This is a genomic window from Mesorhizobium sp. WSM4846, assembly GCF_055811415.1.
Window position 1 is genome coordinate 1 of sequence record NZ_JBVVPZ010000080.1, and the last position, 11,136, is coordinate 11,136.

Annotated in this window: 13 protein-coding genes and 3 pseudogenes; 10 read left to right on the plus strand and 6 right to left on the minus strand. The window is 62.0% G+C overall.

Going from position 1 to position 11,136, the window contains the following annotated elements; all coding sequences use genetic code 11:
* Positions 1-183, plus strand: a pseudogene (tdh, locus tag AC0L15_RS32720) (L-threonine 3-dehydrogenase); the annotation flags it as partial.
* A 62-nt stretch (positions 184-245) separates the two neighbouring features.
* Here tdh and AC0L15_RS32725 read toward each other — a convergent pair.
* The gene (locus AC0L15_RS32725) at positions 246-701 is read right to left on the minus strand and encodes a MarR family winged helix-turn-helix transcriptional regulator (protein WP_287070675.1); all 456 of its coding nucleotides are present in this window, start codon (positions 699-701) and stop codon (positions 246-248) included.
* 79 nt (positions 702-780) lie between these two features.
* Between AC0L15_RS32725 and hmgA the strand changes: the two genes are divergently transcribed.
* The 7 genes and pseudogenes from hmgA (at position 781) to AC0L15_RS32760 (ending at position 5,371) form a co-directional block, all read left to right on the plus strand.
* Positions 781-2,094, plus strand: coding sequence for a homogentisate 1,2-dioxygenase (hmgA, locus tag AC0L15_RS32730; RefSeq protein ID WP_287247697.1), 1,314 nt, complete (start codon positions 781-783; stop codon positions 2,092-2,094).
* Positions 2,095-2,105: 11 nt separating this feature from the next.
* Positions 2,106-2,996, plus strand: a complete 891-nt coding sequence (locus tag AC0L15_RS32735) for an MBL fold metallo-hydrolase (protein WP_287247715.1) — start codon at positions 2,106-2,108, stop codon at positions 2,994-2,996.
* Between the two features lie 76 nt (positions 2,997-3,072).
* On the plus strand, positions 3,073-4,086 hold the full coding sequence (locus AC0L15_RS32740; RefSeq protein WP_287247695.1) for a fumarylacetoacetate hydrolase family protein: 1,014 nt from the start codon (positions 3,073-3,075) through the stop codon (positions 4,084-4,086).
* Positions 4,083-4,283 (plus strand): hypothetical protein, encoded by a 201-nt coding sequence (locus AC0L15_RS32745; protein WP_287247693.1) that lies wholly within the window; start codon positions 4,083-4,085, stop codon positions 4,281-4,283. Before AC0L15_RS32740 ends, AC0L15_RS32745 begins: the two co-directional genes overlap by 4 nt.
* Positions 4,243-4,764, plus strand: a complete 522-nt coding sequence (locus AC0L15_RS32750) for a DinB family protein (RefSeq protein WP_287247692.1) — start codon at positions 4,243-4,245, stop codon at positions 4,762-4,764. The genes AC0L15_RS32745 and AC0L15_RS32750 overlap by 41 nt, the downstream gene beginning before the upstream one ends.
* Before the next feature lie 50 nt (positions 4,765-4,814).
* Positions 4,815-5,073 (plus strand): annotated as a pseudogene (locus AC0L15_RS32755) (BrnT family toxin).
* The gene (locus AC0L15_RS32760) at positions 5,060-5,371 is read left to right on the plus strand and encodes a BrnA antitoxin family protein (RefSeq protein WP_287247691.1); all 312 of its coding nucleotides are present in this window, start codon (positions 5,060-5,062) and stop codon (positions 5,369-5,371) included. The pseudogene AC0L15_RS32755 and the gene AC0L15_RS32760 overlap by 14 nt, the downstream one beginning before the upstream one ends.
* A 7-nt stretch (positions 5,372-5,378) precedes the next feature.
* On the opposite strand, the gene hppD is transcribed toward AC0L15_RS32760, so the two are convergent.
* Positions 5,379-6,491 (minus strand): 4-hydroxyphenylpyruvate dioxygenase, encoded by a 1,113-nt coding sequence (hppD, locus tag AC0L15_RS32765; RefSeq protein WP_473498367.1) that lies wholly within the window; start codon positions 6,489-6,491, stop codon positions 5,379-5,381.
* Positions 6,492-6,631: 140 nt separating this feature from the next.
* Here hppD and AC0L15_RS32770 point away from each other — a divergent pair, with 140 nt between their 5' ends.
* Entirely contained in the window at positions 6,632-7,099 is a 468-nt protein-coding gene (locus tag AC0L15_RS32770) for an Lrp/AsnC family transcriptional regulator (RefSeq protein ID WP_027153898.1), read from the plus strand.
* A 133-nt stretch (positions 7,100-7,232) separates the two neighbouring features.
* Here the strand turns inward: AC0L15_RS32770 and AC0L15_RS32775 are convergent, their stop codons facing one another.
* The 4 genes and pseudogenes from AC0L15_RS32775 to aztA all read right to left on the minus strand — a co-directional run bounded on the left by AC0L15_RS32775 (position 7,233) and on the right by aztA (position 10,344).
* A complete protein-coding gene (locus tag AC0L15_RS32775; RefSeq protein WP_128176911.1) occupies positions 7,233-7,571 on the minus strand; it encodes a protein tyrosine phosphatase family protein in 339 nt (112 codons plus the stop codon).
* A gap of 146 nt (positions 7,572-7,717) precedes the next feature.
* Positions 7,718-8,637 (minus strand): annotated as a pseudogene (gene aztC, locus AC0L15_RS32780) (zinc ABC transporter substrate-binding protein AztC).
* 19 nt (positions 8,638-8,656) lie between these two features.
* Entirely contained in the window at positions 8,657-9,532 is an 876-nt protein-coding gene (aztB, locus tag AC0L15_RS32785) for a zinc ABC transporter permease AztB (protein WP_287247714.1), read from the minus strand.
* A complete protein-coding gene (gene aztA / locus AC0L15_RS32790) occupies positions 9,532-10,344 on the minus strand; it encodes a zinc ABC transporter ATP-binding protein AztA (protein ID WP_236387001.1) in 813 nt (270 codons plus the stop codon). The genes aztB and aztA overlap by 1 nt, the downstream gene beginning before the upstream one ends.
* 223 nt (positions 10,345-10,567) lie before the next feature.
* On the opposite strand from aztA, the gene AC0L15_RS32795 reads away from it, so the two are divergent.
* Positions 10,568-10,912, plus strand: a complete 345-nt coding sequence (locus AC0L15_RS32795) for a RidA family protein (protein ID WP_287247688.1) — start codon at positions 10,568-10,570, stop codon at positions 10,910-10,912.
* Positions 10,913-11,136: the final 224 nt, after the last annotated feature.

Genomic DNA, 11,136 nt, shown 5'->3' on the forward strand with positions numbered 1-11,136 from the left:
CTGCATCTCAAGGGCATCTATGGCCGCGAAATGTTCGAGACCTGGTACAAGATGATCGCGCTGGTGCAGGGTCCGCTCGATGTCAGTGGGCTGATCACCCACCGCATCGGCGTGGACGACTTCCAGACCGGCTTCGAGGCGATGAAGAGCGGCAATTCCGGCAAGGTTGTCATGGATTGGTGAGTGTTGGCCGGGTGCCGTTCCGGAAACGTTGGAGGGGTGGGAAGGATCGCTGCGTAGCAGTTTCATAGCTGCGTCGTTGATCTATCCAATGCCCCCTTAAGTGCCGCCATCCCTTCCGTGACCGCCGCTCGCTCGCTGGCGTTCAGCCTTCCCAGCAGGTCCCGCTCGAACGCTTTTGCCAACGGCACCATCTCGCGATAGGCGGCAAGGCCCGCGTTGGTCAGCGTCAGATGCTCGACACGGCGGTCTTTTTCATCAGGTTTTCGCGTCAGCCAGCGGCGTCGTTCGAGCTCGGCGACGGCGCGCGAAACCTTGGTCTTGTGCATGGCCGACTGTTCGCCGAGCGCTGTTGCCGTCATCGTGCCGTGCTGGCCGAGACCGGCCAGCGTGCGCCATTCGGGCCGCGTCAGGCCGTGGCGGTCCTTGTAAACCCTGGAAAATTCGCGGCTGACAGCATCGGCAAGGCGATAGAGCCGGTAGGGCAGGAAGCTTTCGAGTTCGAGGGTGTCAGCCTCCATGGTCTGCTCCATCACGATTGATAGTTACATTTTCAATGGTTACAAACGAAACCAATTTGGTCAATCCAGGGAGGATGCCATGGCCTTTTCCTACATGCCGGGGTTCGGCAACGACTTCGAAACCGAGACTTTGCCCGGTTCGCTGCCGCAAGGGCGGAATTCGCCGCAGCGGCCGGCCTACGGCCTTTATGCCGAGCAGCTTTCGGGCTCGCCCTTCACCGCGCCGCGTGGCACCAACGAGCGTTCCTGGCTTTATCGCATCAGGCCGAGCGTCAGGCACACCGGCCGCTTCAAGGCGGCGAATTATCCGCTGTGGAAAAGCGCGCCGAATGTCGGCGATCACGAACTTGCGCTTGGCCAGTACCGCTGGAGCCCGGTGCCGATGCCGAAGGAACCGACGGACTTCATTGCCGGCATGCGCTCAATCACCACCGCCGGCGACGTGCTCGGCCAGACCGGCATGGCCGCCCATGTCTACGTCGCCAACCGCTCGATGGCCGACGACCATTTCTTCAACGCCGACGGCGAGTTGCTTATCGTGCCGCAAGTGGGGGCGCTGCGCTTCGTCACCGAGATGGGCGTCATCGAATTGCGACCGGGCGAGATCGCCGTGCTGCCGCGCGGCCTCGTGTTCAAGGTCGAACTGGTCGATGAAACAGTGCGCGGCTATGTCTGCGAGAACTACGGCGCCAAGCTGACGCTGCCGGATCGTGGCCCGATCGGCGCCAATTGCTTGGCCAATCCGCGCGATTTCAAGACGCCCTGCGCCTGGTTCGAGGACAAGGAGACGCCGTGCCGGCTGATCGTGAAATGGTGCGGCCAGTTCCATGTCACCGACCTCGATCATTCGCCGCTGGATGTGGTGGCGTGGCACGGCAACTACTCGCCCTACAAATATGATCTTGCAACGTTTTCGCCGGTCGGCGCGATCCTGTTCGACCATCCCGATCCGTCGATCTTCACGGTGCTGACCGCGCCGAGCGGCGAAGAGGGCACCGCCAACATCGACTTCGTCATCTTCCCGCCGCGCTGGCTGGTGGCCGAAAACACGTTTCGCCCGCCCTGGTATCACCGCAACATCATGAGCGAGTTCATGGGCCTGATCCACGGCCAGTACGACGCCAAGGAAGAGGGTTTCGTTCCCGGTGGCATCAGCCTGCACAATCTGATGCTGGCCCACGGGCCTGACGCGTCTGGCTTCGAAAAGGCCTCGCGCGCCGAGTTGAAACCGGTCAAGCTCGACAACACCATGGCCTTCATGTTCGAGACGCGATTCCCACAGATGCTGACCCGCTACGCCGCCGAGGTTGAAACCCGGCAGGACAATTACATCGACTGCTGGGCCGATCTGAAGAAGCGCTTCAACGGCACGCCCGAGGGCGACTGGTCTTGAGCGCTGATCCAATGCGGGATCGGCTGGTGCTGCTGGGCTCGAAGGGCGGCCCGGCGCTCCGGCCGGGCGGTCCGTGGCCGAGTTCGTCGCTGCTGAAATTCGGCGGACGTACCATCGTCGTGGATTGCGGGCTTGGCGTGACGCACGGGCTGGCCGAGACCGGCATCAGCCTGAAGTCGCTCGACCTGGTCTTCATCACGCATCTGCATTCCGACCATGTGCTGGAACTCGGTCCGCTGATCCACACCGCCTGGACGGCGGGTCTGGCGACACCGGTCACCGTGTTCGGCCCGCCCGGCACCGGCCATTACTGGCAGCGCTTTTGCCAGGCGATGGAATTCGACATCGAGATACGCATAGTCGACGAAGGCCGGCCTGATATCGCAGATTTGGTTTCGATCATCGAGTTCGGCGAAGGCTGGGTTATGGAGGAGCGCGGCCTGAAGGTTTTGGCGCTACGCGTCGACCATCCGCCGGTGAACGACTGCTTTGCGCTGCGCTTCGAGCATGCCGGACAGAGCGTGGTGTTTTCCGCCGATACGGCGTTCTTTCCGCCATTGGCGGATTTCGCCAAAGGCGCCGACATTCTCGTCCATGAAGCCATGCTGGAAGACGGCATCGAGCGGCTCGTCGCGAAAACCGGCAATGGCGCGCGGCTGAGGGAGCATCTGCTCGCCAGCCATAGTTTTGCTGAGGAGGCGGGGCGCATCGCCAGTGACGCAGGAGCCAAAAGACTGGTGCTCAACCACCTCATCCCGGCCGATGATCCCGAGATCGGCGAGGCCGATTGGATCGCCGCCGTCAGGAAAACATGGGCCGGAGACTTGACGATTGCCCACGACGGCCTTGTTGTGGGACTGGAGCATGATCCCGAACCGAAGGACCGCGTTAGCGAAAAGTGAGAACGGTTTTCGGAAGAGATCATGCGTATAACAAAATTCAAAGCGGCACCAAAGCCGCATCAGGAGAGGAAACCGCATGAAGCTTGCCACATTGAAGGACGGGACGCGCGACGGAAAGCTGGTCGTCGTCTCGCGCGACCTGACGCGGTTCACCGATGCCTCGTTTCTGGTGCCGACGCTGCAGGCGGCGCTCGACGACTGGAACCGGATCGCGCCGCATCTGGCGACAATAGCGGAATCGCTGGAGAACAATGCGGTGCCGTCAGCGCGCTTTCACGAGCATGATGCCCATTCGCCGTTGCCGCGCGCCTACCAGTGGGCTGATGGCTCGGCCTATGTGAATCATGTCGAACTGGTGCGGAAGGCGCGCGGCGCCGAGATGCCGGCAAGCTTTTGGACCGATCCGCTGATCTACCAGGGTGGTTCGGACAGTTTCATCGCGCCGCGTGATCCGATCCGCACGGTCGACGAGGCTCTTGGCGTCGACATGGAAGGGGAAGTCGCTGTCGTCGTCGACGATGTGCCGATAGGCGCAAGCCTCGATGCGGCAAGAGCCGCGATCCGGCTGGTCATGCTAGTCAATGACGTCACGCTGCGCTCCCTCACCGCGCCAGAGCTTGCCAAGGGCTTCGGCTTCTTCCAATCAAAGCCGTCCTCGGCGTTTTCGCCCGTCGCGGTGACGCCGGACGAACTTGGCGAGGCCTGGGATGGCGGCAAGGTCAACCTGCCGCTGCTGGTCGATCTCAACGGCAAGCCGTTCGGCCGCGCCAACGCCGGCGTGGACATGACATTCGATTTTCCGGCGCTGATTGTGCATGCCGCGAAAACCCGGCCGCTGGCCGCCGGCACCATCATCGGTTCGGGCACGGTCTCCAACAAGCTCGACGGCGGGCCTGGCAAGCCTGTCTCGGCGGGCGGCGCCGGCTATTCCTGCACAGCTGAGTTGCGCATGATCGAGACCATCGAGGCCGGCGAACCGACAACCCCGTTCCTGGGCCTTGGCGACATTGTGCGCATCGAGATGAAGGACAGGATCGGACATTCGATTTTTGGTGCGATCGAGCAGAGGGTCGAGAAATACGGAGAATGACAGGCGAGACGGTCTATCTTCTTTGCGGTGTCTGGGCACTTGTCGTGCTGGCGATCTTCATCCAGGCGGTCCGGCTGAGCTATCGCATCGAGGCGCGCTCGCCCGGGCTTACCAACCGCAGCGGCTTTCCGCGCAACGCTCGACCATCTGCGCCGCATGGCGCGCAACGACCTCTGGTCGAACGACCGGCTCTATAGCGCCGTGCTGCAGCTTGAGCCCGGCGAATTCGAAGCCGAGCGAACCAGCTTCTTTCCGTCGATCAAGGCGACGCTCAACCATATCCTCGCGGTCGATCATCTCTATCTCGATTTTCTCGAAGAGGGCGGCGTTGGCGCCGCGGCCCATGACGATTTCGTGCCGTTCGATGAACCACAAGCGCTGTTTGCCGCCCAGGTTGCGGCCGACCGGCGGCTGATCGCCTTCTGCGATCATTTGTCGGCCCACGATCTCGACCGCCGTGTCGTCACCGACCGGCGCGAGGACGGAAAAATACCGGAGCGCATCGGCGATCTGCTCGCCCACCTCTTCATCCACGACATCCATCATCGCGGCCAGGTGCACGCCATGCTGTCTGGCACCTCGGTAAAGCCGCCGCAGCTCGACGAATTCTTCCTCGACTATGATCTCAAACTGAGGAGAGCGGAGGTCGAGCGGTTGGCGATTGATGGCGGCAATTAATTGTAGTTACGAAAATTCTTGACTTAATTATTGTAGGTACATAAATTTCGATGAAGATCGTCTGGGACGAACCAAAACGGTTGGCCAACATCGAAAAGCACGGGTCGGATTTTGCCACGCTGGATGAGGAATTTTTCCTTACGTCAACGATCCGTGCGGCCAAAGCTGATCGTCTCATGGCAATCGGTCGGATAGATTGACGGGATCGTTGCCGTAATCTTTGCCTGGCTCGGCTCCGAGGGCATCTCGATCATTTCGATGCGCCCGGCCAACCCGAATGAAAGAAGGTTGTTCAATGACAAAACCTAAGCTGCAGACAAAGTTCGAACCGGGGCGGGGCTACAGCAAGGAAGATTGGGATGCCGTTTCGGACAATCCTGAATGGACAGAGGACGATTTTCGAAACGCTCGTCCCTTCGCTGAAGTTTTTCCCGACCTCACCGAGAGCATTCGGCGTTCGCGCGGGCGGCCGGCGCTCGACAATCCGAAGAAACAGGTGACGCTGCGCCTCGACAGCGATGTGGTCGCTCGCTTTCGCGCCGGCGGTCCCGGCTGGCAGAGCCGGATCAACGACATTCTGCGCAAGGCCGCCGGCTTGCCCAAATAGGCGTCGCCTATTCCGCCGCCTGCACCTTCAGCACGCCACGCTTGATCTGGTCCTGCTCGATCGATTCGAACAGCGCGCGGAAATTGCCCTCGCCAAAACCCTCGTCGCCCTTCCTCTGGATGAATTCGAAGAAGATCGGGCCGATTACGGTTTTCGAGAAGATCTGCAGCAGGATCTTGGTCGTGCCGCCGTCAACCACGCCTTCGCCGTCGATCAGGATGCCGTGCTTTTTCATCCGCTCGATCGGCTCGTCATGGCCGTGCACGCGGGCATGGGACATCTCATAATAGGTTTCCGGCGGGCCGGGCATGAACTTCAGCCCGTTGGCTGCCAGCTTGTCGGTGGCGCCGTAGATCTCGTCCGTGCCGACGGCGATGTGCTGGATGCCTTCGCCATTGTACTTCTTCAGATATTCGGCGATCTGGCTGGTGTCGTCCTTGGACTCGTTGAGCGGGATGCGGATCTTGCCGCAGGGCGAGGTGATGGCGCGGCTGACCAGGCCGGTGATCTTGCCGTCGATGTCGAAGAAATGGATCTGCTTGAAGCCGAACAGGTCACGATAGAAATCCCACCATTTGTCCATATTGCCGCGACAGACATTGTGGGTGAGGTGGTCGAGATAATAGAAGCCGACGCCTTCCGGCTTCGGATCGGGCTCGCCCAGCCAGTCGAATTCGGCTTCGTAGGCCGAGCCTTTGTCGCCGTAGACCTCGATGAAATAAAGCAGCGAGCCGCCAATGCCTGATATCGCCGGCACATCGAGCGCCTTGTCGACGGCTTCATAGGGTGTGGCGCCCTTGGCGACAGCATGGTCGAACGCGTGCTTGGCATCGACCACCCGCCAGGCCATCGAGGAAGCGCAGGGGCCGTGCTTGTCGACGAATTTCATCGCATGCGAGCCGGGTTCGGCATTGACGACATAGTTGATGTCGCCCTGCCGCCAGACGGTGATGTTCTTGGTGCGGTGCTTGGCTACCGGTACATAGCCCATGCGGGTAAAAAGGTCGGCGAGCTTTTCCGGTTCGGGATGCGCGAACTCGACGAATTCGAAGCCGTCGGTGCCGGCGGGATTGGCCTTGCTGATCGTTGCGGGCGGTGCATCGTGCGGGAAGGGACCCATGGTATTGTCCTCCTAAAGCTGCTTGGCCGCAAAGGGCCATTTTGACGCTACTATAGCGCGGAGCAGGCGCATGGTGCTTGCATTCAAACGCTTTAAACGAATAGATCATGCGGGAATTGTGCATGGTGGATGAAAAAATCATGGATGAGGCGCGCATAGACCAGTTTGACCGCAAGATAATGGCTCTCTTGCAGGGCGACGCACGGCTGACCAACAACGATTTGTCGGAACGGGTGAACCTGTCGGCGTCGCAATGTTCGCGTCGCCGCCAGAGGCTGGAGGAGGACGGCTATATCAGGGGCTATCGCGCGGTGCTCGACCGCGACAAGCTCGGCTTCTCACTGGTCAACGTCATCTCGGTGACGCTCGCCACCCACAACCGCGACAATGCGCGGCGGTTCGGCGAATTGGTGGCGCGGCTGCCGGAAGTGCAGGAGGCGCACGCGCTGACCGGCGAGATGGATTACATCCTGAAAGTGGTGACGCCCGACCTGAAATCGCTGTCGGAATTTGTCAACGGCGTGCTCCTGCCGCACGAATCCGTGCAGCATGTGAAGACGGCGATCGTGTTGGAAACGCTGAAGGAAACCGGCGCGCTGCCGATTTAATGCATGTCGCGCAAAAGCATGCCCTCGGGCCCGACCCAGGGCCTGACCCGAGGGTTAGCGGTTTTGCGATCACGACATGAATAAACCAGCAACCTGAAGCGCGTCGCATGAGGCCGGTCAGACGCGACGCGCTTTAGCCCTTCGACTGCTGGATCAGCCCAAAAAGGTTGGTGCAGCGTGCGCCGGAACGGCAATAGGCGAACACCGGGCCTTCGAGCTCATCGAGCGCCTCAGCCTGGTCCTCGACATTTTGGGCCGTGATCTGGCCGCTGATGACCGGGATGTAGCGGAAGGTAAGCCCGGCGGCTTCGACTGCCGCTTTGACCGTGTCCGCCGAAGGCTGGCCGGGCTGCTCGTCATCAGGCCGGTTGCAGATGACGCTCTTGAAGCCCGCGGCCTTGATGGCGGCGACTTCTTCGGGCTGGATCTGGCCGGAGACCGAATAGTCCTCGGTGATCTGACGATATTCCATGTTTCCTCGCAAAACTGGTTTGGCCGCAGTCTTAAGACTCCCCGACGAGATCGGCAATCCGCGCAGAATGAAATCCCACTGCGCAGATAGTTATTTTCGACGGAGAATCCAACAGAGCCGGCGCGGCCCGGCTGGCCAGGAAGGCATCAGCTTCCGAGGATCGCGCCTTTGATCTGGGCGATGTTGTTGTGCATCAGGTCGATATAGGTCGAGGCCGGGCCGTCGGGTTGCGACAGCGCATCCGAATAAAGCGTGCCGCCAACCTTGGTGCCGGTTTCGCTGGCGATCTGCTCGATCAGCCGCGCGTTGGTGATGTTCTCGATGAAGACCGCCGCCGCCTTGTCCTGCTTCACCTGGCCGACCAACTTGGCGACGTCGGCAGCGGACGGCTCCGACTCGGTCGACACCCCTTCGGGCGCCAGGAAGGTGAGGCCATAGGCCTTCTCGAAATAACCGAAGGCGTCATGCGAGGTGATGACGACGCGCTTCTCTTCCGGGATCGACTGGATCGCCGCCTGCACTTCGCCCTCAAGTGTGTCGAGTTTCTCGGTATAGGCGGCGGCATTGGCCTTGTAGCTGTCGCAACCCTCGGCGTCGGCGGTGCAGAAGGCGTCGGCGATGTTCTTCACATAGATCTTGGCATTGGCGACCGATTGGAAGGCATGCGGATCGGTATCTTCGCCTTCAGCGGCGTCGGCATCGGCGAATTCGGGTTTGAAGTTGATCGGCGTGACGCCCTTGGTCAAAACGGCGATCGTCGCCTTGGTCGCGCTGGCGTCGACCAGGCGCTGCAAAAAGCCTTCGAATGCAGGCCGTTGACCAGCACCACATCCGCACCCGCCATCGCCACCGCGTCAGCCGGGCTCGGCTCGTAGACATGGGCATCGCCATCCGGCCCGACGATGGTGGTCAGATTGATCCGGTCGCCGCCGACATTTTTGGCGAAATCGGCAATGATCGTGAAGCTGGCGACCACTTTCAACGGCTCCGCGAGGGCCGACGACGCGCCAAAGGCTGACAATGTCATAACGCCCACTGCCAAGGCGGCGCGGATCGATTTCAGCATGGACAGCACTCCTTCGGGATCAGGCGGTTCTGTGGCGGTGATGGATAATACGGGCGCGCAGGATGCCGCGCGTGCCGAACAGGATCGAGGCAAAATAGACGACGCCGGCGGACAGGATGATGGCTGGGCCGGAAGGCAGCGACACGTGATAGGACAGAAGCAGCCCGGCGACGCAGGAGGCAAAGCCGATCAGCACCGCCAGCACGCACATCGGCTCGACGCGCATGGTCCAGAAGCGGGCGGCGGCCGCAGGCAACATCATCAGCCCGACGGATAGCAGCGTGCCGAGCGCCTGGAAGCCGCCGACCAGGTTGAGCACGACGAGGCCGAGGAAGATGAAATGCACCGGGCTGCCCAGCCGGCTGACCGAACGCAGGAACAGCGGGTCGAGACATTCGGCGACGAGCGCCCGCCAAAAGATTGCGAGGCTGACCAGCGTGACCAGCACGATGCCGCCGATCAGTGTCAGCGCTTCATTGTTGAGCGCAAGCACGGTGCCGAACAGCACATGCATGAGATCGACGCTGGAGCCGCGGATCGACACCATCAGCACGCCGATCGCCAGCGAAATCAGATAGAAGGCCGCCATCGAAGCGTCCTCGCGCTGGATGGTGAAGCGCGAGACGGCGCCGGCGCCGAGCGCGACGATGATGCCGGCAATCAGCCCGCCGATGGTCATCGGCAGGATTTCCAGCCCATAAAACAGAAACCCGGCGGCAGCACCCGGCAGGATGGCGTGGGCCATGGCGTCGCCGGAAAGGCTCATGCGCCGCAGCATCAGGAACACGCCGACCGGGCAGGCGCCGAGCGACAGCATCAGCGAACCGGCAAGCGCCCGCTGCATGAAGGCGAATTCGGCGAACGGAGCGATGAGAAGACCGTAGAGCATGTCCATCATGCGGCCCGCGGCCCGGAGCCGTGATGATGGTCGTGCGCATGGTTGTGCCCAGGGTCGTGCCCGTGATCACCGTGCTTGTCGGGCTCGCACCAGGGCGCGTTCTCCTCCCAGGCTTCGTGGAAGCGGCGCGCGCGCAACAGGTTTTCCGGCCGCAGTGTTTCCCTGGTTTCGCCCCAGGCGATTGGCTGGCGCGCCAGCAGCAGCGTCTCGGGGAAGTTCTGGCGCACCAGTTCCAGATCGTGGACGACAACCAGGATCGTGCGTTCCTCGCCATGCCAGCGCTTGATCAGTGCGATCAGGTCGCCGACGGTCTTGGTATCGACGGCGTTGAACGGCTCATCGAGCAGGATGAGATCGGCGTCCTGCAGCAGCACGCGGGCGAACAGCGTGCGCTGCAGCTGGCCGCCCGACAGCGTATCGATCGGGCGCTTCTCGAAGCCGCCGAGGCCGACGGCCATCAGCGCCTGGCTGACCGAATCGCGATCTTCCCTGGTGTAGCGGCCGAGCAGCCCGCGCCGTGGCCACAGGCCGAGCGAAACCAGATCAACGACCCGGGCGGGAAAGGAGCGGTCGAGCTCCGACTGTTGCGGCAGATAAGCAGCGCGCACGCCGGGCGCCCGGACAACCGTGCCGGCCATCGGCTTCAACACGCCGACGATACCCTTCATCAGGGTCGACTTGCCCGAGCCATTGGCGCCGACGACGGCAGTCAGCGACCCGCGGCGGATCGTGCCATCGAGATGATGGATCGCCGGATGGCTGTTGTAGCCCAGCGTCAGGTCGCGGAATGTCAGGCAGGTTTTGGTCATGTGACGATCCGTGGGACACCACTAATACGGCAGCGGTGGTGGATATGTGATGTTATTACATTAGTCAACAAGTCAATCCGGCGGAATTACGGCGAACGGAGCAATTTGCATGTGCCTATTTTCGCCCCACGCCTGCTGGCTCAAGAGGATTCGCTCATGCAACCTTGCCCCCAGCGAACCGCGACTCTAAAGAGGCGCGACCCACAAAGGAAGGAAACGTCCAATGAGCATTCGTCGCATTGATGTTGGCCCACGCATGAGCCAGATCGTCATCCAGGGCAACACCGTCTATCTGGCTGGTCAGGTCGGCGAACCGGGCGGAAACGTCGGCGCCCAGACCAGGGACATCCTGACGGCCATCGACGAATTGCTGGCCAAGGCCGGCACCGACAAGACCAAGATCCTGCAGGCGATCATCTGGCTGGCCGACATGAGCACCTTTGCCGAGATGAACGCGGAATGGGACAAGTGGGTGCCACAGGGCCATACCCCGGCCCGCGCCACCGGCGAGGCCAAGCTTGCCGGGCCGGAATATCTGGTCGAGATTATTATTACTGCAGCGATTTGAGATGCGGCTCTTAACCCTCCCCTTTGAGGGGAGGGTCGCGGAGCAAATGCCGCATGGCGGCATTTAGTGACGCGGGGTGGGGGGGGGGGAATTTAGCCGCCCCCCCCCCCGCCCCCCCAAAAACCCCCCCCCCCCCCCCGCGGCCCTCCCCCCCCCCCCCCCCCCCCCCCCGGGGGGGGCCCCCCCCCCCCGGGGGGGCCCCCCCCCCCCGGGGGGGGGGGGGG